Genomic DNA, 20,167 nt, shown 5'->3' on the forward strand with positions numbered 1-20,167 from the left:
ACCTACATTGGAAACAGAAACAATCATACTTATTTGTGCCTTGTAACAGATGCTTATTCCAAGAAAATTGTGGGTTATGATCTCTCTGACAGCTTGAATGCAGGTGGTGCAGTAAGGGCTTTAAAAATGGCCTTGAAACAAAAGGGAACAAAAGAATCGTTAATTCATCATTCGGACCGAGGCTTACAATACTGCTGTGATGACTACCAGAAAGTACTTAAAAAACACAAAATAAGATGCAGTATGACAGAGTCTTATGATCCTTATGCTAACGCAGTGGCAGAAAGAGTAAATGGAATTTTGAAAGATGAATTTATGCTCGAAGAATATCAGGTTGATTTGCAAACGATGAAAAAGCTTGTCAAGGATAGCATTGAAATCTATAATTCCATGCGCCCTCATTATTCTGGTTTTATGTTAACACCAGAGCAAATGCATCAGCAGAGTGAAATAAAAATACGCACTTATAAAAAAGAAAGCCGCTGCAAAAATAATGTTGCAACGGCCTAAACAATCTAAATTAAACTAATCTTAAATCTGTATCTCTATTTTAGGACTAGTCATAAATAAAAATTTATGAATTGCTTATACTTTATAAGTCCACCCAAATGTATCGGCCTCTTTGCCAGTACGCAAGTCAGAAAGAAAACGGCTTACCCGCGCCACAAACGAATTTTCTTCTAATTGTGGAAGAACATACTCTTCACCCTGATACCCAATGACAGAAAATGGCGAAACAACCACGGCTGTTCCGGCACCAAAAGCCGCTTCAAGGCGCCCTTCTTTAATGGCATCAATCACCTCCGTGATATTGACTTTCCGTTCTTCCACTACCATTCCCCAGTGGCGGGCAATCTCTACAATACTTTTACGAGTAATTCCATCAAGAATAGTATTCGAAACAGCGGGAGTTACCAGCTTGCCATCAATTACAAACATGACATTCATCGTGCCCGACTCTTCTATAAATGTATGCTCTTTGGCATCTGTCCAGATCAATTGGTCGTAGCCCTGCTGCTGAGCCAGTTTGGTAGGGTAAAGCGATGCGGCATAATTTCCGGCGCACTTGGCAGCGCCCACGCCACCTTCCGCTGCCCGAATATACTCCGTTTCAACCTTTACCTTGGGTGGATTGGAATAGTAAGAACCTACAGGAGAGGTAAAAATTATGAAGTAGTAGGTTTCGGAAGGACGCACACCGAGGTACGGATCCGTTGCAAACATGTAGGGACGCACGTATAATGAGCAACCGGGCTGCGAAGGAACCCAGCCAGCATCAAGGCGAAGTAGCTCCGTAAGGCCGCCCATAAACAATTCTTCGGGCACTTCGGCCATGCACATGCGTTGTGCCGAATGATTAAACCGTTTCCAGTTGTCGTGGGGCCGGAAAAGCAGCACTTCGCCTTCGTCATTTTTGTAGGCCTTCATGCCTTCAAAAATCGCCTGTCCATAATGCAAAGCTGCCGTAACGGGGCTTAGTGAAAGATCACCATAAGGTACCACGCGGGCATCCTGCCATTGGCCATCGCGATATTCGGCAATAAACATATGGTCGGAAATATTCCGGCCAAACACAAGGTTGTTAAAGTCAACCTCTTGCAAACGAGACTGTGTCGTTTGCTGAACCTCAATTTGCAACGTATCAGCTATCATAATTACTGGTGTTATTTCTGACTATTTCGATGGCCTGCCTATCCGAGTTATAAACGGTCGTGCAATTTAATCATATTTAATCATATTTTGCCAAACCCTTAGTACAACAATTAATTCATTATTTTAAACTAAAAATCAGATTCTGGGCTTCCATATAACCTCCTCTACGGCAAGCTCAACCGTCATTTTCCGGCATAGTACAAAAAGATAATCAGACAGACGATTGAGATATTTTATCAAAATTGCTTCAACGGGCTCATGCTCGTGCAGGTAAATGACGGCCCGTTCGGCCCGCCGGCAAACGGTGCGGGCTACATGTCCAAACGAAACGGAAGGATGCCCGCCCGGCAACACAAATGCCCGCAAGGGAGGCAAGTCAGCATCCATCTGATCCATTAGTTGTTCCAGCATTTCACTATCGCTTTCATGAAGATCTGGTAACTTACTGAAATTCAAATCATTTTCAGCAGCTAAATGTGATCCGATGGTAAAAAGCCGGTCCTGAATTTCTTTCAACTCCTCGCGTCGGTGGGCATTTACGGGTTGATCGCGCAACAGGCCAATGCAGGCATTAAGTTCATCAACGGTACCGTAGGCCTCAATACGCATGTGTGCCTTGCTGAGGCGGGTTCCTCCCACAAGCGATGTACTGCCGGTGTCGCCGGTTTTAGTATATATTTTCATGAAAACTCTGGTTTAAATTCTTTAATTATTACAACAACCTTTTTGAGCGATATTAGGTTTTAGGAACCGTCCCCCCTAATTTTGCCCCCACTATTTTTAACCCATACAGGGCTGATATAGATTTAAAAATTATTTTTATTATAGTATTTCATGAAAGTTACAACATTTGCTATAAAAGTTTGGCGCTGGTTTTCGGTCGTTTTAGTGATCGGGGCCCTCGCCTGGACCTACTCTTTACTTCCTGACCTCGTGGCTGTGGGCTACGCTGCCTCAGGAATGGCCGATCATTATGTAGAAAAAAGCACAATTTTCTACATCGTGATGGGTCTCATTATTTTCAACAATGTAGTCATAATGGCTACCGCGCGTCAGATTCCCAAAGTTCCGGCAATGATGATGCCCATACCAAACAGGGCTGCATGGGCGGCTAATCGGGATGTCCTCAACGAACATCTGACCAATTGGCTGCTGTGTTTGGTGGCAGCCATAAACACGATTCTTGCGCTTAGTTTATTTTCGCTCGCTACGGTAAACAGCTCGCAATATAAAAGCGATATTTTTGATTTTGCCTGGCTGTTTTATCTGGGCTTTGGCATGTTGACAAGTATAGTGCTGGCATTGCCCATTCGACTCATGCGTGCACCTGCACCAGAAATCTCCCTGGATTAATTTCACGATCTTTGTATGCAAGAGAACTGGCAATCACAAGCCGATGCACTGCTTTTAAGTGAATTCACGTACGATCTTCCTGATGAACGCATCGCACGGTATCCGGTTAGTCCCCGGCACGATTCCCGCCTGCTTATTTATGAGCAATCAAATATTGAACACACTCATTTTCATCAACTTACTAACTATCTACCTGCGCAAAGTCTGCTGGTTTTTAATGATACGCGGGTTATTCCGGCACGGGTATATTTTCAGAAATCAACCGGAGCTACCATTGAAGTTCTGCTCCTGAATCCCGAAGCGCCTACGACAAATATCAATGAAGCGATGCTTGCAAAACAGGCTTCGGTATGGACCTGTATGATCGGAAATAAGAAAAGATGGAAACTTGCGGATACCCTTTCAAAAATCTTAACGATCAATAATCAGTCTGTACTTCTTCGGGCCGCCTATGCAAACTATGAGCAGAATCAGGTGGAGCTATCCTGGGATACAGACGCTACTTTTCTGGAAATTGTGCAGGCGCTAGGAGAAATTCCGCTGCCGCCTTACCTGAATCGAAACACCGAAGAGCGCGATTTGGATACGTATCAAACCGTGTATGCGCGGCAGGAAGGTGCCGTGGCCGCACCTACCGCCGGCCTGCATTTTACGGAAACTGTTTTGAATCAGCTGGAAGCCAAAGGAATAAAGCGCTCGTTTCTTACCCTGCACGTCGGTGCTGGCACCTTTCAACCAATCAAGGTAGAAAACGTAATAAACCACTCCATGCACAGCGAGCAGATTGTTTTTACGCGTGCATTTATTGAACAACTGCTGGTGCAAAACGGGCCGATTGTTGCCGTTGGCACAACGTCTATGCGTTCGCTGGAAAGTCTGTATTGGTTTGGAGTAAAGCTCTATCGCAAAGAATCAACAACATTTTGGATCGAAAAACTTTATCCATATTCTATTTCCGAATCAGATGCTCCTTCGCTTACACAGTCTTTGGAGGCGATTCTGGAACAAATGATGTTGGAAAACAAGGATGAAGTTACCGGCCAAACCGAGATTTTTATTTTTCCCGGCTATTCATTTAAAGTTTGCGATGGACTCATTACAAACTACCATCAGCCGGGCTCCACCCTCATTTTGCTGGTAGCTGCTTTTGTCGGTCAAAACTGGAAACAAATTTACGAAGCGGCCTATTTACACGGCTATCGCTTTCTGAGCTACGGCGATTCGTCACTTTTATGGAGGAATCAGCGCTCCGTTTGAAAGGCAAAGTAAGTGGTTTAGAGCATATTCATTTTACGGAAGAATTTCATTTTTCCAACGTATTTTTGTGTTGCTTCGGCCCAATGAATCTAAACCAACCCTTCCTTTCAAGCATTTATGAACAACCGTTTACTATCTCTCGACGTACTCCGAGGGCTCACCATCATGATGATGACCATCGTGAACAACCCCGGCGACTGGGGGCATGTATACGGCCCACTGCTCCACGCCGAGTGGCACGGCCTGACGCCCACGGATCTGGTTTTTCCAACTTTTCTCTTCATTGTCGGCATCACTACCGTCCTGGCAACTCCCCAAAAAATACTCAATCAGGAAACCTTGCAAAAACTCCTGACGCGCTTTCTACGGTTTTTTACCCTTGGGCTTTTCCTTAACTTTTTTTCAAAAATTCAACCAGGTAGCTTAGAAGGTACGTCGTTACTTTTAGTTCGGCTTGCCTTTACCGCACTCATCGTAGTTGCGCTATTCGGAAACTATAATCGTCGCTTACAACTTTTTGTAGCAGCAGGTATATTGGCTGTACTACTTGTACTGGCCTTTGGCAGCTTTGACGCCTACGCATCAGTACGGCTTCCGGGCGTTTTGCAGCGCATTGCGTTGGTTTATTTGGTGGTTTCATTACTTTATCTTTCCAGTTCGGTACAAACACAAGCCGTGGTTGGGGTGATCGTCCTGCTTCTATACTGGGCACTAATGGCTCTTATACCCGTGCCGGGAATAGGTGAATCCTCTTTTGAAAAGGGCGTAAATCTCGCGGCCTGGCTCGACAATCTGCTATTGCCCGGGCATTTATGGGCTACTTCAAAAACCTGGGATCCGGAAGGAATTCTGAGCACACTACCGGCTATTGGCACAGGCATTGCCGGACTGCTTGCAGGCGCACTTCTTACGAGTACCCGAACACCTGCTCAAAAAACGGTTGGACTACTCGCTGCCGGAATCGCAGGAATCTTGATTGGGGTTTTATGGGGAATAGTCTTTCCCATAAACAAGGCGCTTTGGACAAGTTCATATGTGCTCCTAGCGGCTGGAATTGCACTAGTTTTACTTGCTGTCCTGTACGCGGTGATTGACTGGAAAAATCAAAAAAGCCGGATCCTGCCATTTCTTGTCTTTGGTGTAAATCCAATGGTTGTATTTTTCTTCTCAGGCATTATTCCCCGAGTACTCAATGGCATTAAAGTACCTTCACCGGATACCCCTCAGGAGATCATTGGCCTGCAAAGTTATCTGTATGATTTTCAGATTGCACCTCATTTTTCAGATCCAAAAAATGCCTCACTTGCTGGCGCACTGATTTATCTGTTGATCTGGTTCGGGATTTTGTATTTTTTTTATCGTAAAAAACTAATTTTCAAAGTATAAGATCATTTTCCACTTTTCTCAATTTTATCATTTTCTGTAACACTAACTCACGCATGAAAAAAAGCTTACTCCTACTGTTTTTCTGGCTTCCAGGCTTATTTTGTTTTGGTCAGTCCTTGCCTCAGCGCAGCTTTGAGGGGACAATTATGGGCAAAATCCCTATTACACTTACCCTATCGGAAGACGGAGATGCGATCTTTGGCACCTTGATTTACAAGAAAAAAGGGATTCCAATTACGGTCATTGGTTCCAAATACGACGGCACCTATTTCCTGAAAGAACATATGCCAAACGGCGAAGTTACGGGTGTCTTTTCGATCTCTCCCAAAGGCACCGGCCTGGAAGGAATATGGTCAGCACCAAAGCGCGACGCGAAAGAATTGAAAGTCAGCCTGAAACAAACATCCCGGAATACGGTGGCATCCAAACCTTTACCTGACCTTACAGGTACTTATTACTATTCCTTTGGGGCCGAAGACGGCTCAGGCGAGTTGAAAGTCCAGCAGGCAGGACCCGGCAAACTAGTGATAGCGCTCAGCGCGGTGACGGGAGGGCCGTCGTTCCATATTGCGGACCTGGAAAAAACGACGATTAGTTTAAAAGGGAATAAGGCCATTTACGAAAATAAAGAGTTTGGCGCCTGCAAACTGCTCTTCACTTTCGGCAAAAATTCCGTGCAGATTGACTACCTCGACGATGCCTACGAATGTGGCTTCGGAGCACGCGCCTCTGCGGCGGGCAGTTATGTCAGAATCAAAGCCAGTAAACCTGATTTTTTGTAGAAATAAAATACAAAAAAAAATGGCTCCCGATTCCTTGAAGGAAAAGGGAGCCACATGATTATTCCTGCCGATTGGCAAATTAGAATTGCTCGGTGGCAGAAAAGAAGAAATTTCCTTCAATGGCAGCATTTTCGTCCGAGTCAGACCCGTGAATAGCATTAGCCTCAATAGAACGGGCATAGAGCTTACGGATCGTGCCTTCTTCGGCATTGGCTGGATTGGTAGCACCAATCAGTGTACGAAAATCAGCTACAGCATTTTCTTTTTCCAGAATCATCGGCACAATAGGCCCCGACGACATGTACTTACAAAGATCTGCATAAAAAGGACGCTCCTTATGAACTTCATAAAACTGACCCGCCCGCTCAGGCGTAAGTACTGTTTTTTTCATGGAAACAATCCTGAATCCAGCCTCTTCGATCATTTTAATAATTGCACCTGAGTGACCGTCAGCAACGGCATCAGGTTTAATCATAGTAAAGGTTTTATTGCCTGACATACAGTTCCAAAATTTTATTTTGGCCGCAAAATTAGCCAAGTTTCCCCATAAAACCGATAACACTCAACAAATCTCAACAGTTTTGTTAATTTTGTGCGCTAATCAGGAAACCTAAGCCAGGTGCAAGTTTTTATACAACGGATCTATCGGCAGGTAAATAGCCTCATTAACTGACTACAAATAGCTGTGATTCAAGATCTGGAAGCCTTAAAAACTTTACTTTCTACTCCCCAAAAAATCGTGGTAACGATGCACCGGGATCCCGACGCTGATGCAATGGGATCTTCGCTGGGCTGGGCTCTCTACTTACAAAAGAAAGGGCATCAGGTAACGGTCATCAGTCCTACTGATATGGCCGCTAACTTGCAGTGGCTGCCCGAAGCTGATACCGTGTTGACTTATGAAGGTAATGCCGCCAAACCGCGCGAATGCCGGGTGCTGATTCAGGATGCAACGCTGATTTGCTGCCTGGATTTTTCTGCTTTGTCGCGTTTAAAAGAATTGGGCAAACTCGTCAAGGAAGCCTCAGCCGTAAAATTGCTCGTAGATCATCATCTCGAACCCGAAAATTTTGCCGATTTGATGGTATGGAGCACCAAGGCTGCTGCAACGGCTCAGCTGATTTTTGAGCTGATTCGTGACTTAGGCGATTTGGAACTGATTGATGTGCCAATGGCCGAATGTTTGTACGCAGGCATTATGACTGACACAGGTTCATTTCGGCATGGCAGCACTACACCGGAAGTACACATGGCCGTTGCTCAACTCATGCATACCGGCTTTGAAGTAAACAAGGTACATCGGATGATTTTTGATAATTCTCCGATTTTACGAATGAAACTTTTGGGGCATGTACTATGCAACAAATTGCAGGTTTTGCCTGAGTACCGCACTTCCTACATGACCCTAAGCGCTGCCGAACTCGAAAAGTATCATTCCGAAGCCGGCGACACCGACGGGATTGTCAACAACGGGTTGCAGATAGAAAATGTGGTCATGACTGCTCTTTTCATTGAGCGAAAAGGCGAAGTCAAAATCTCGTTTCGCTCGTTTGGAAGCTTTTCAGTACGCGAACTCGCCAACGCACATTTTGATGGAGGCGGGCATTTTAATGCGTCCGGCGGGCGCTCCAGTCTTTCCCTGGAAGAAACCGTCGAGCATTTTTTAAAACTGTTACCTTTTTATAAAACTCAGCTTTTAGCCGTAGAAAAGTAAGTCTATTTTCTTACCTCAAAACATAAAAAAGCCGCAGGATACGTTATAAAAAGAATTATTTAAGACAAAAATCAATCACGTAACTACGAACTACTCTAATTTATATTTAATCAAGAACCAATGAATCTTAAATCAATCGGTATTGTGCTGGGTGTCTGTTTCCTGGCCGCCTCCTGTAACCAACATCGGGTGCAGGTAACAGAAAGTGGGCTAAAATATCAATTTCACGAACATGATGATGATGCACCCAAATCTAAACTCGGGGATATAGTTTCCTTTCATCTGCTTTTGAAAAACAGCGAAGACTCTGTATTACGTGATACGTACAAGGAAAACCTGCCCGTTAAGCTCGTACTTCAGCAACCCCCTTTCAAAGGTAGTTTTGAAGAAGGACTTGCCATGCTTGCCAAAGGCGACAGTGCCACGTTCTTTGTCAGTGCCGATACGCTCTTTGCAAAAATGATGCAGCCACTGCCTCCGATGGTAAAAAAAGGCACAGATCTTACATTTACTGTTAAGGTATTGAACGTTCAGTCGTCAGAAGATTTCCAGAAAGATCAGGCTGCCAAGGGTGCTGCCCAAAAGTCAGTGGATGCCAAAATCATCAGCGATTATCTGGCCAAAAACAAGCTAACTGCTCAAAAAACCGAATCAGGCCTTCATTATATTGTTCAAACTCCGGGCTCAGGTGCTACACCTGCCCAAGGCGATGTTGTGAAAGTACACTACACAGGCAAACTGCTGGACGGAAAAGTATTTGACAGCTCTATCGGCAATCCTCAAACAGGTGGCAAACCCATCGACTTTCAGGTTGGCGTAGGCATGGTAATTCCGGGTTGGGAAGAAGGCATTATGTCGATGCGTAAAGGCGAGAAACGCACCTTAATCATTCCGTCAGGATTGGCCTACGGAAGCGAAGGCTCCGGACCAATACCTGCCAATGCCGTGTTGCTTTTTGATGTTGAATTAGTAGATTTCTCAAAATCTGGTACAGGAAATACTCCGGCTGGTAATACCCCCTAAGGACTATGAAAGTGGTGAATACAAACGGTTGGATAGTAGCCCTCGGGCTATTGGTGGGTGGTCTTCTGTCGGCTTGTAATGATCAATCAAATATAATTGGTGATCAGAAAAAAGCTCAGAACGACGAGGAAATCAGAACCTATCTGTCAGAAAATGGAATTACAGCTCAGCGGACTACCGAAGGCCTGTATTACTCCGTAATCTCCCGCGGCACAAGCGGGCAGAAGGTTGCTGTTGGTGACGAAGTGAAGGTAACGTATGTAGCCACCCGCCTGGATGGAGTTTTGGTAGATAGTAGCGAGATCACGCTCAACAAGCCTGTCCGAGCAATATTTGGTATATCCAAGCTTCCATTTTTTTCAGATCAGGCCATGTCGCTTGTGTTCGGAACGCCGCTGCTCACAGAGGGGGATTCTGCTGTACTTTTCCTGCCTTCGTACCTTAGTTTAGGAGCAACAGGTACTTTACTTTTTCCAGCATATAGTCCCGTCAGGATTGATTTGAAGGTAACTAGTATCAGCACCGAAACAGAACAAATGGATGCTTTCGTGCGTGATCATGCCGTAGTCATTACCGAAACAACTGAAAGCGGACTGCGGTTTGGAAAATTAGTTTCCTATCCTGATTCCGCAGAGGTAAAAGACGGAAGCGTTTTGCAGGTAAAATATACAGGTCGCCGGATGGATTACACTATTTTCGATTCAGGGACTATTAGCGTAACCGTAGGTAGTACAAGCCTTGTACGTGGATTTACGGAAGGTCTACTGAAATTACGAGCGGGCGAAAAAGCGAATTTGCTTTTCCCATCGGCCCTCGGGTACGGTACACAGGGAAACAACAATATTCCTGGCTTTGCACCGCTTTATTTTGAAGTAGAAATTGTGTCAAAATCCAATTGATCGCACGCTTTCAGTTGGTATAAAAACGAAAGAGGCCGTCCCGCTAGGATGGCCTCTTTCGTTTTTATATCTGTCTTGTTTCCGTCAACTTTTATACCTTGTGCAGGCAAAAGTCATCGATCATCCGTAAACTTATCTGCATCAATTTTATTTCGTGAACTTTACAGGAAAAACTATGGAACTTTGTTTTGCAACAAATAACCTGCACAAACTCGCCGAAATTCAGGATCTTATGGGTGCTGAATTTCGTCTGTTAACCCTCGAAGATATTGGCTGTTTTGAGGATATTCCAGAAACTCAACCTACGATTGCGGCTAACTCGCACCAAAAGGCCGAGTACATTTGGGAGCATTTTGGAGCCAATGCTTTCGCCGACGATACAGGCCTGGAAGTGTACGCCCTCGACAATGAGCCCGGTGTGTATTCGGCGCGCTATGCCGGCCCGCAACGCGATGCCAACGACAATATTGAGCACCTGTGGCACCGACTGGCCGAAACCGGAAAAACGCTCCCTTCGCCGGCTCGCTTTGTGACCATCATTACGCTGGTGCATCGTGGAAAATACTATCAATTTGAAGGAATCATGGAAGGCTCAATTATTGCTAAAAAAAGAGGAACCAATGGCTTTGGCTATGATCCCGTTTTTTTGCCTTTGGGACATTCACGCACGTTTGCCGAAATGAGCCGGGAAGAAAAAGGGCAGCTGAGTCATCGTGCCAAAGCATTTGAAAAACTGGTTGAGTTTCTTAAACAGTCGCCTTTGGAATAAAGCAGACTTGTAAAAATGCGTTCGTTTTTTTTAACTATTTCATTTTCATCAACATAGAAACCTATGCCCCATTTTGATCCTGATTTCTTCCGCTACGATGGCTCCCGACCGTTCAATATTGCGTCAACTGATACCAAAATTCCTGACATTTATGATACAAGGGAAGAATATGAAGAATTGTTAAAGGAATCTGCGCAAAGTCTTGATGTACTGCAAAGCATGATGTACGCCCACAATCGGTACGGACTTTTGGTCATTTTGCAGGCGCTTGATGCCGCCGGAAAAGACGGTACGATCAAACACGTGTTATCGGGTGTAAATCCAATCGGGCTTAAAATTCATTCGTTCAAACGCCCCACAGTAACTGAGCTTGGACACGATTACATGTGGCGCAGTTCGGTACTTTTGCCCGAACGCGGGTCAATCACAATCTTTAATCGTAGCTATTATGAAGAAGTGCTTGTGGTGAAAGTTCATCCTGAGATTCTGCTGCAAACGCAAAATTTGCCTGTTGAACTAACAGAAGATTTGGAGAAAGTTTGGAAAAACAGATACAAGGATATTCGAAATTTTGAAAAATATCTGTATCGAAATGGTATTCGCGTGATGAAAATATTTTTAAATGTATCCAAAAAAGAACAGGCAGAACGGCTCATTGAGCGCATTCAGGACCCATCTAAAAACTGGAAATTTGAAGAAGGTGATGTAAAAGAACGAGGCTATTGGAACGAGTATATGGATGCTTACGAAACCTGCATCAACAAAACAGCCTCTAAACAGGCACCGTGGTATGTAGTGCCCGCGGACGACAAGAAAAATGCGCGATTGATTGTTGGTAAATTAATTGCCGAAGAACTTCAAAAAATGCATCTAAGCTATCCGAAAGTAGACGACAAACGCTCAGAGGAATTACAGCATTTTATTGATTTAATCAATTCTCAAAACGAGGAGTAAAGCCAGGCTACCACATAAAAATAGCAGGAAGCCTTTCAGGACTTCCTGCTATTTTTACACAATACATTTTTGATTATTAACGAATTACGAAGTTTCCACCACCAATTCGATATCCTTCGGCATATAGTTCAATGCTGTATTTGCCAGGGCGGAACTGTGATGAATTGTCGTAGATCATTTCCACTTTCTGATTATTGTTCAGGTATGCAACTGACTCACGCGTGGTGAATTTTGTTTCCTGACCATTGACTTCAAATTCTCCCGAACCAACGGCATCATCAGAAAGAACTGCGCCTTCCGGATCAAGTACGCGCACATAAATATCCTTCGTATCCTGACGGGTCAATGGATTTTCGGGCAAATCAAACACAACTTTAATTTTATCAACCCGCTTGGCTTTGTACGCATCGTCCTCTCTGGTTTTTCCTTTGTTTGTAACAGCCAATACTTTCAAGTTCTGTGCTTTAAGTGCAGCCGCACGATTTACCTTTTCCGAAAGCTCCTGATTTTGAGCCGTATAGGTCATCACAGAATCTGCCAATTCGGTTTGACGCTGCACGAGGGTCTCACGCTCACTCCGCAACGAACCTACCTGAACATTCAGCGAGTCATTGTTAGCAGCCAATAGCTGATTTTCTTCGCGTAATTGCGCAATTTCCGTGTCCTTTTCAGTCAGGTAATTTTCGTATTCCTTAATCTTAGCCAGGTATTTACCTGTTTCTACTTTCTTACTTCTGGAAAGAGCTACTTTATCGGCTTCCAGTTGGGCCTTCATTTTGTTTAGTTCTTCAACATCACCGCCCAACTTTTCTACTTCTGCAATTTTCAAGTTAAGAGCAGTCGACAAAGAATCCAGCTTCGTGCGGGTAGAGGCTACCTCCCTTACCTTTTCCATAACAACAGCCTCCTGATTGGTCAATTCGGCTCTCTGTTGGAAAAACAGAAACCCTAACATGGCCGTGGCAATTGCCAAAACTACCACAACTGCCCATGCCGTACTTTGCTTTTTCTGTGCTTCGTTTTGCATTTTGATTTACGTTTAGATTGAAATTAAGTTAGAAAAGAAAAAAGTACAGATTCACACATCCATCCACATTTAGTTTTACAATCTCTGATTCGTTTAAACTTTTCTGTACAGACCTCAGTCTGTAAAAATCCAATTTGGTTTTCCAGCAGTCATTTCCTGCTTTCTGAACTTGCTGCGTATTGAACGTTATTCGTGTCCTGTTTAATATATAGTACTACAAAGACTGTTCTAAGCAAAAAGGAGAACAACCTGGTTGCTCTCCTTTTTAACCATTTGATTATTAATAAATTACATTAATTATTAGCTTCACGAACCTTTTGACTAACCAATCGTCTGAATTAGTGAACGGCAAAAGAAGCTATTTATAATTTAAGAAGTGTAGAATAAAATACACGACGCTCAGAAATCAAATCTATAAAACGTCCTATTTTCTCCCATATTCTGTCAGAATTTGTCCGCTATTTTTGTTGACCGTAGAGTTTAAATGATGCCTCCTCATACTTATCTCCGGCTACCCATTTTGGCGCAAGGGCACGATCAGCAATGAGCCGGGCTGCATAGGCATAGGCTTGTGAAAATTTCAAAAGGTAATTAAAATCAATGGTGTCAGGGTTGTCTGAAACCTGATGGTAATTTTTCATCAGCTCTGCATCAAATGCTCTGAAACCAGGCGTCATTGTTGGTGCCGGAATCCCTTTGGCAGCAAAACTTACGTTGTCCGATCGATCGAATAATCCCTGTTCCGGAGAAGGATCGGCTACAACGTCTAAACCAAAAGCCTTGCTTGCGGTTTCTATTTCGGCACGGGCGCCGGTTCGATCAAGGCCAATTACGCTCAAAATACTGGTATCATTATAGCCAGCACCATCCGAATTAAGATTAAAAATACACTGTTTCCAGGGTAATAGCGGGTGGTTGGCCAGGTATTTACTACCTAACAACCCAACTTCTTCGCCGGTCAGGGCTACCAAAAGAACGGAACGCTTCGGCGGATTTTGGGCCAGCGCCTCGGCAGCTGACAACAAGGCTACCACTCCAAACGCATTGTCGCGGGCACCATTAAAAATACTATCCTCAGCAGTATACGGCTGCCCTCCTTGCTTACCCACCCCAACGTGGTCATAATGGGCAGTCAGAAGCACATATTCGTCCTTTAACTTTGCGTCCGAACCCTGAATATAAGCGGCTACGTTAAAACCATTAATCGGCTGAACGAGGCGTCCATCCGTTTTGATTTGCAGCGAAGTGGCTGCACGCAAAAGTTTGGTAAGGGCGGCTTCGCTACCATTTACCCATGCGTGAGGAAGTGTCACAGGAGCTGTTCCATCTGCAAGTGATAGGCGTTCCCCAGAGAAATAATTCACCACAAAATTCCACGGAATGGGAGCTTTGAAAAGCTCAATTACCGCAACAGCTCCTTTTTCAGCAGCAATTCGGCGCTTCTGCGTGGATGCACTAATAATGTCGGAGGGTGTAGTTGCTTCTGATGAGCCGCTTTGTACCAGCACGATTTTCCCTTTGACATCCAGTCCTTTGTAATCGTCCCAGCCTTTGGCTACATCTTCCAACCCAAATCCTGCATAGGCAAGCGGTGCATCGATATTCATCGTCGAGCCTGCCATCAGAATCCAGTCTTTCTTCTGAACTAGCGTATCATTTCCGGCGATAAGCATACCCTCGCCCACACTCCCCAATTTTTCAAGCGGTACGGGCTGCATGTAGCCTGACTGCCCCGATTGCCCCGGTGCGGGCGTAAGCCCCAAACGCCGGAACTGCTCCGCGATATAGCGGGCAGCGACCAGATTGCCGGGCTCTCCCGTGCGTCGCCCCTGCAACTCATCTGACGCCAGGAAACGCATGTGAGCTTCTCTTTCTACTTTTTGGAGGTTAAACTCCGGAAGGCTTTTTCCCTTTTGACCAAACGCCGGGCTGATCAGCAAAAGTCCGAATGAGCATAGGTATAAAATCTTTTTCATGTGCAGAGAAAATTGAATAATTGGAATAACACGTTACTATTGAATATTTACCTTCACATCGAACGGCTTTCGTTCGCTAATGATTAACTCCTGAAATCCATAGATATGATACGAGCGCAACCTCCACTTTCCGTCAAGTGCGGCGGCCTGCATTATCAGATTTTTTTCAGATTCATATAAAGGATTCTTCGAAACGATTTTAGCTTCGATGCGTGCAGGTTGCCGGTTTTGGTCATCAAGAATCACTTTTAAAAATTGTACGGGTAAATCTTCTCCATTTTTTAGTACATAAGTAAAAGTCAGAGAATCCGGGCGGCTTACTTCATAGCTTTGCCGATAGGCCGGCTTATTGATGTCAGCCTGAATAAATAATTCAAGTTCTTTTTGCCAGTCAATGGCATCAGAATTTCGGCTTTCGGATTGTTCCCCAACAATCATCTGTTTTTCTACCGCAGGCTTTTGCTGATTCAGAATCTCAATTTGCTGCTCCATAAAGCCTTTTACGTCGTAATAAACGTTGGCTTGCGTTTTAGATTCTTTTTGAGACTCACATGAAGAAATAGTCCACACGATACACATACTCAAAAACCAGACAGCCCGGGTCGGTGTCGTTCTTTTGGTGTGTAAATGTTTTTTTGTAAAGATAGCGTACACTGTACAGGGGAAAAATGAAGGTTTCAATCGAATATAAAAAAATTCAGAGAGCCAATGTGACTCTCTGAAAGGCTAACACAGGTCGTGCGTATATAGTTTATAATAGGCTTTCTCCGGTCATTTCTACGGGCTTTTCGACACCCATCAGCGCCAGAATAGTAGGAGCTACGTCCGAAAGCTTACCGTTTTTGAGCGGCGTTGTATAGGTATTGTCCACAAGTATACAAGGTACAAGATTGAGCGAGTGTGCCGTATTGGGCGAACCGTCATCATTAAACATATAGTCCGAATTGCCATGATCAGCAATAATAATAGATGAGTAGCCATGAGCGAGTCCGGTTGTTACGACGGCCTGTGTACATTTGTCGACTGTTTCGCAGGCTTTTACAGCAGCTTCAAAAACACCGGTATGTCCAACCATATCCGGGTTAGCAAAATTCAAACAAACAAAATCAACTTCCTCTTTTTCAAGCGCCGGCACAATAGCATCCCGAATATCGTAGGCAGACATTTCAGGTTGCAGGTCATACGTAGCAACTTTGGGTGAAGGGCACATTAAGCGACTTTCCCCTTCAAATTCGAGTTCACGCCCGCCTGAAAAGAAGAATGTTACGTGCGGGTATTTTTCGGTTTCAGCAATTCGGATCTGTTTTTTACCTGCTTTTGCCAGTACTTCGCCGAGGGTGTTTGTCAAATTATCTTTATCAAAAATTGCTTCTACGCCTATGTAGGTATCATCATAGTTGGTCATTGTGATATACCTGAGGTTCAGCTTGTGCATATTTTGCTCGTGGAAATCCTGCTGAGTAAGCACCTCGGTAATTTCCCGGCCACGATCGGTACGGAAATTAAAACAAATCACGACATCATTTTCCTCAATGCAGGAAACGGGTGTTCCTTCTGCTGTAACGGCCACAATTGGCTTGATAAATTCATCCGTAATTCCATCCTGATAAGACGCTTCTACGGTTTGAAGCACAGCGGTCTCCGGTACGTGCTGCCCTACTCCATGGACCATAGCGTCGTAGGCAAGTTTCACCCGTTCCCAGCGCTTGTCGCGATCCATGGCGTAATAGCGGCCTGTAATACTGGCAATTTTGCCGGTAGTAACGCCCATGTGCGTTTCCAGTTCTCTCAGAAACCCAAGACCACTTTTTGGGTCGCAGTCGCGACCGTCAGTAAATGCATGTACGAACACATCTGATAAACCCGCCTGATGCGCAATTGTACAAAGACCTTTGAGGTGATCAATGTGCGAATGTACCCCACCATCCGAAACAAGTCCAATAAAATGTACCTTGGTACGATTCGCTTTGGCATAGGCAAGAGCCTGCGCCAACACGGGTTCGTGAGCCAAAGTACCTTCCTGAACGGCCAAATTAATTTTTACCAAATCCTGATAAACCACTCGTCCGGCTCCCAGATTGGTGTGTCCTACTTCGGAGTTTCCCATTTGTCCATCGGGTAAGCCAACGGCAAGGCCACTCGCTTCCAGCTTACTATGAGGATATTTTTGAAGAATGCTATCGTAAAAGGGTGTTTGAGCGGCCAAAACAGCGGAACGGTTTTCTTCTCCGTTTTTGGCGATCCCCCAACCATCCATGATGATAAGTATGACTTTCTTATTCATTGTTTTAATTGATTCTTTTGGATTAAAAATTCGAGAAACTGTACTCCGCATCTTTCGACCATACGGAACACGTCTTCAAATACAGAAATATCTTCGTAATAAGGATCAGGAACATCAGATGAACCATCCTGAACAGGATCAAACTCCCGATATAAAAACAACCGATCTTCGGGATAAAAGAATCCACTGCTCCGGTAACTCTGATTTCGAATGTCGTCAAAGTTGATTTCATCCATAGCCAGGATATAATCGAAGGTATAGAAGTCATCGCCATTGAGTTTACGGCTTTTGTGAATCAGTTGAATGCCATTCTGAGCAGCTACCTGACGCATACGGCGGTCCGGAAGATTTCCGATGTGATACGAAGCTGTACCTGCCGAGTCGCACTGAATAGCGTCCGAAAGCCCGGCATCCTCTACAAGTTTGCGAAAGACGCCCTCTGCCACTGGCGAACGGCATATATTTCCCAGGCAAACAAAGAGTACGTGTATCATGCAGGAAGGTTGTATTTGCGAGAGAGATTAAAGAAAAACAGGCCCAAATTGTACCAGTTGGCTTGAATTACTTCTTTTCGATGTATTCTCCGTTTTCATCAACTATGACATATACATCTTCGGAAGGCTTCCTCATCATGTACTTTTCGCGTGCCCACTTTTCAAGCAGTGCTTTACTGCCGAAAACTTCATCATGTTCTTTTCTTACAAGTTTTACCTGCTCGATAAAATAGCTCCGGTCTCGCTCCAGGTCCAACATTTTCTGACGGTTTTCCCAGACCACAAATAAATTGTTATCGTCAATGACAAAGATCCAAACCAGCCAACCAATAAATGTTGCTGCGTAAAATTTTCGTAAAAAAAGGAAGGCCTTGCGAAGCCATGCAGGAATTGTGACCATACGAAAACGGAAAAGACCGGAGTTATTAAACAACTCCGGTCAGGTATACATTTGAGATTCTTGTTAGAATTTCAGACCTGGGAAATAGGCAGTTTCTCCAAGCTCCTCTTCAATGCGCAATAGTTGGTTATATTTCGCCATACGGTCGGAACGTGACGCCGAACCGGTTTTGATTTGCCCGGTATTCAACGCAACCGCAAGATCGGCAATTGTAGAATCTTCGGTTTCGCCCGAGCGGTGCGACATAATGTTTTTGTAGCTGTTGCGTTTAGCCAGATTAACCGTATCAATCGTTTCGGTCAAAGATCCGATCTGATTAACTTTAATTAAAATAGCGTTTGCGATGTTTTGATCAATGCCCTGCTGCAGACGATTTACGTTCGTTACGAACAAGTCGTCCCCTACGAGCTGACATTTGCTGCCAATACTATCGGTAACAGACTTCCAGCCATCCCAATCGTCTTCGTCCATGCCGTCTTCAATGGAAATAATTGGATATTTATTAACCCACTCTGTCCAATATCCAGCCATTTCTGCCGAGGACAGCTTACGACCATCTGATTTTTTGAAGTGATAAACACCATTTTCGTAGAACTCTGACGCAGCAGCGTCCATAGCGATAAAGATATCTTCACCAGGCTTATAACCGGCCTTTTCGATAGCCTGTACAACGATTTCAATCGCTTCTTCATTGGATTTGATATTGGGGGCAAAACCACCTTCATCCCCAACATTGGTTGAATATCCTTTGCTTTTCAACACTTTTTTCAAGGTATGAAATACCTCAACACCCATTCTCAGCGCTTCGGAAAATGTATCAGCCTTGGCGGGCATTACCATAAACTCCTGAAAATCAATTGAATTATCAGCATGACTACCTCCGTTAAGAATATTCATCATCGGTACGGGAAGGGTATTCGCATTTGTACCGCCAACGTAGCGAAATAGCGACATTCCAGCTTCCTGAGCAGCAGCTTTTGCAACGGCCATCGAAACGCCCAAAATTGCATTGGCGCCCAATTTCCCCTTGTTATGGGTACCGTCCAGTTCAATCATAATCTTATCGATTAGATTCTGCTCATAGATCGAAATACCGATTAGCTCAGGATATATGATATCGTTAACGTTTTCTACCGCTTTCAAAACCCCTTTACCTACATATACATTATCATCGTTGTCGCGTAATTCTACGGCCTCGTGCTTACCTGTTGAAGCTCCGGAAGGTACGGCGGCCCGGCCTAAATAGCCATTTTCGGTACGGACATCCACTTCTACGGTAGGGTTTCCTCGTGAATCCAGAATTTGTCTTGCATGTACTGACTGAATAGTACTCATGTGCAGCTTTGGGTTTGTTTGAGTTATTGGTTAAATTTAACGAAGCAAAAATAACGTAAAATTTTGGGAACCGTTGTGTCCCTTCTTTTTTTAAAACCTTTTCTATAAATCCTTTACAATTGATATACTATGCGACGCTTACCAATTCTCCCTCTGATGACACTCCTGTTACTTTCTCTTTGCGGAATGGGCCAAACGGTTTTGGATGCAGAAATTTTTAAAAATAAACTCTCCTCAACTCCAAACGGTCAGTTACTTGATGTGCGCACATTTGAAGAATACGCACAGGGCCATTTAAAAAATTCACTCAATATTGATGTAACAGGGTCTTCTTTTGAGCAAAAGACGCTGGCATTGGATAAATCCCAACCTGTTTTTGTATACTGTTTGTCCGGAGCCCGAAGCGCAAAAGCCGCAAAACAGCTTGTAGATAATGGTTTTAAAGAAGTATATGATATGAAAGGAGGCTATCTGAAATGGTCTTCGGCACAGCTACCTATTGATAAAAATGAACACCTTGCCAAGGGAGTAGAAGAAATAAGTCAGGATGATTTTGAGAAACTTATTGCTTCTGACAAACCTGTATTGCTTGATTTTTTTGCTACATGGTGCGCACCCTGCAAGCAAATGATGCCTACGATGCAAAAACTCACAAAGGATTATGAAGGCAAGGCGGTTATTAAAACCATCAACTACGATAAAAACAAAGCACTTACCCAACGCCTTCAAATTGACGAAATCCCTATTTTCTTACTTTACAAAAATGGGAAACTGCTGTGGCGCGGCATGGGATTAATGCCTGAAAAGGAGTTTAAAGAAATAATCGAGGCAAATTTGTGATAAAATGACTTAACCATTAAG

At 44.1% G+C, this 20,167-nt stretch carries 21 protein-coding genes; 11 read left to right on the plus strand and 10 right to left on the minus strand.

Features of this window, described 5'->3' with window-relative positions; translation table 11 throughout:
- Positions 1-510 (plus strand): DDE-type integrase/transposase/recombinase (locus EZE20_RS00005; protein WP_207104695.1); only part of this gene is annotated, 510 nt, incomplete at its 5' end.
- A 75-nt stretch (positions 511-585) separates the two neighbouring features.
- Here the strand turns inward: EZE20_RS00005 and EZE20_RS00010 are convergent.
- Together EZE20_RS00010 and EZE20_RS00015 are read right to left on the minus strand one after the other, a co-directional pair.
- Positions 586-1,653, minus strand: coding sequence for a branched-chain amino acid aminotransferase (locus tag EZE20_RS00010; RefSeq protein WP_132113155.1), 1,068 nt, complete (start codon positions 1,651-1,653; stop codon positions 586-588).
- Positions 1,654-1,788: 135 nt separating this feature from the next.
- Positions 1,789-2,337: a cob(I)yrinic acid a,c-diamide adenosyltransferase gene (locus tag EZE20_RS00015; protein ID WP_132113158.1), complete on the minus strand. Its 549-nt coding sequence runs from the start codon at positions 2,335-2,337 to the stop codon at positions 1,789-1,791.
- 150 nt (positions 2,338-2,487) lie between these two features.
- Between EZE20_RS00015 and EZE20_RS00020 the strand changes: the two genes are divergently transcribed.
- The 4 genes from EZE20_RS00020 to EZE20_RS00035 all read left to right on the plus strand — a co-directional run bounded on the left by EZE20_RS00020 (position 2,488) and on the right by EZE20_RS00035 (position 6,431).
- The gene (locus EZE20_RS00020; protein WP_132113161.1) at positions 2,488-3,006 is read left to right on the plus strand and encodes a hypothetical protein; all 519 of its coding nucleotides are present in this window, start codon (positions 2,488-2,490) and stop codon (positions 3,004-3,006) included.
- A 15-nt stretch (positions 3,007-3,021) separates the two neighbouring features.
- Entirely contained in the window at positions 3,022-4,263 is a 1,242-nt protein-coding gene (locus EZE20_RS00025) for an S-adenosylmethionine:tRNA ribosyltransferase-isomerase (protein WP_132113164.1), read from the plus strand.
- Positions 4,264-4,380: 117 nt separating this feature from the next.
- On the plus strand, positions 4,381-5,649 hold the full coding sequence (locus EZE20_RS00030; protein ID WP_132113167.1) for an acyltransferase family protein: 1,269 nt from the start codon (positions 4,381-4,383) through the stop codon (positions 5,647-5,649).
- Positions 5,650-5,702: 53 nt separating this feature from the next.
- Positions 5,703-6,431: a hypothetical protein gene (locus tag EZE20_RS00035; RefSeq protein WP_132113170.1), complete on the plus strand. Its 729-nt coding sequence runs from the start codon at positions 5,703-5,705 to the stop codon at positions 6,429-6,431.
- Between the two features lie 79 nt (positions 6,432-6,510).
- On the opposite strand, the gene EZE20_RS00040 is transcribed toward EZE20_RS00035, so the two are convergent.
- Positions 6,511-6,930 (minus strand): nucleoside-diphosphate kinase, encoded by a 420-nt coding sequence (locus EZE20_RS00040; protein ID WP_132113173.1) that lies wholly within the window; start codon positions 6,928-6,930, stop codon positions 6,511-6,513.
- 186 nt (positions 6,931-7,116) lie between these two features.
- On the opposite strand from EZE20_RS00040, the gene EZE20_RS00045 reads away from it, so the two are divergent.
- The 5 genes from EZE20_RS00045 to EZE20_RS00065 all read left to right on the plus strand — a co-directional run bounded on the left by EZE20_RS00045 (position 7,117) and on the right by EZE20_RS00065 (position 11,790).
- Positions 7,117-8,145: a DHH family phosphoesterase gene (locus tag EZE20_RS00045; RefSeq protein WP_132113176.1), complete on the plus strand. Its 1,029-nt coding sequence runs from the start codon at positions 7,117-7,119 to the stop codon at positions 8,143-8,145.
- Between the two features lie 120 nt (positions 8,146-8,265).
- Positions 8,266-9,168, plus strand: a complete 903-nt coding sequence (locus EZE20_RS00050) for an FKBP-type peptidyl-prolyl cis-trans isomerase (RefSeq protein WP_132113179.1) — start codon at positions 8,266-8,268, stop codon at positions 9,166-9,168.
- Between the two features lie 5 nt (positions 9,169-9,173).
- Entirely contained in the window at positions 9,174-10,067 is an 894-nt protein-coding gene (locus EZE20_RS00055) for an FKBP-type peptidyl-prolyl cis-trans isomerase (protein WP_132113182.1), read from the plus strand.
- A gap of 175 nt (positions 10,068-10,242) precedes the next feature.
- Positions 10,243-10,836, plus strand: coding sequence for an RdgB/HAM1 family non-canonical purine NTP pyrophosphatase (gene rdgB, locus EZE20_RS00060; protein ID WP_132113185.1), 594 nt, complete (start codon positions 10,243-10,245; stop codon positions 10,834-10,836).
- A gap of 63 nt (positions 10,837-10,899) precedes the next feature.
- Positions 10,900-11,790: a polyphosphate kinase 2 family protein gene (locus tag EZE20_RS00065; protein WP_132113188.1), complete on the plus strand. Its 891-nt coding sequence runs from the start codon at positions 10,900-10,902 to the stop codon at positions 11,788-11,790.
- Between the two features lie 76 nt (positions 11,791-11,866).
- Here the strand turns inward: EZE20_RS00065 and EZE20_RS00070 are convergent, their stop codons facing one another.
- The 7 genes from EZE20_RS00070 to eno form a co-directional block, all read right to left on the minus strand.
- Entirely contained in the window at positions 11,867-12,817 is a 951-nt protein-coding gene (locus EZE20_RS00070) for a hypothetical protein (RefSeq protein ID WP_132113190.1), read from the minus strand.
- Between the two features lie 458 nt (positions 12,818-13,275).
- The gene (locus EZE20_RS00075; protein ID WP_132113192.1) at positions 13,276-14,793 is read right to left on the minus strand and encodes a M20/M25/M40 family metallo-hydrolase; all 1,518 of its coding nucleotides are present in this window, start codon (positions 14,791-14,793) and stop codon (positions 13,276-13,278) included.
- Positions 14,794-14,829: 36 nt separating this feature from the next.
- The gene (locus tag EZE20_RS00080) at positions 14,830-15,285 is read right to left on the minus strand and encodes a hypothetical protein (protein WP_132113194.1); all 456 of its coding nucleotides are present in this window, start codon (positions 15,283-15,285) and stop codon (positions 14,830-14,832) included.
- Between the two features lie 259 nt (positions 15,286-15,544).
- Positions 15,545-17,077 (minus strand): 2,3-bisphosphoglycerate-independent phosphoglycerate mutase, encoded by a 1,533-nt coding sequence (gpmI, locus tag EZE20_RS00085; RefSeq protein ID WP_132113196.1) that lies wholly within the window; start codon positions 17,075-17,077, stop codon positions 15,545-15,547.
- On the minus strand, positions 17,074-17,571 hold the full coding sequence (locus tag EZE20_RS00090; protein ID WP_132113199.1) for a low molecular weight protein-tyrosine-phosphatase: 498 nt from the start codon (positions 17,569-17,571) through the stop codon (positions 17,074-17,076). Before EZE20_RS00090 ends, gpmI begins: the two co-directional genes overlap by 4 nt.
- Positions 17,572-17,638: 67 nt before the next feature.
- Positions 17,639-17,971, minus strand: coding sequence for an FtsB family cell division protein (locus tag EZE20_RS00095; protein ID WP_132113202.1), 333 nt, complete (start codon positions 17,969-17,971; stop codon positions 17,639-17,641).
- Between the two features lie 63 nt (positions 17,972-18,034).
- Positions 18,035-19,306, minus strand: a complete 1,272-nt coding sequence (gene eno, locus EZE20_RS00100; RefSeq protein ID WP_132113205.1) for a phosphopyruvate hydratase — start codon at positions 19,304-19,306, stop codon at positions 18,035-18,037.
- 156 nt (positions 19,307-19,462) lie between these two features.
- Here eno and EZE20_RS00105 point away from each other — a divergent pair, with 156 nt between their 5' ends.
- On the plus strand, positions 19,463-20,146 hold the full coding sequence (locus EZE20_RS00105; protein ID WP_165933373.1) for a thioredoxin domain-containing protein: 684 nt from the start codon (positions 19,463-19,465) through the stop codon (positions 20,144-20,146).
- The last annotated feature ends 21 nt before the right edge of the window (positions 20,147-20,167 follow it).

Origin of the sequence: Arundinibacter roseus, from assembly GCF_004348825.1 — a bacterium.
In the GTDB taxonomy this organism is placed as follows: domain Bacteria; phylum Bacteroidota; class Bacteroidia; order Cytophagales; family Spirosomataceae; genus Arundinibacter; species Arundinibacter roseus.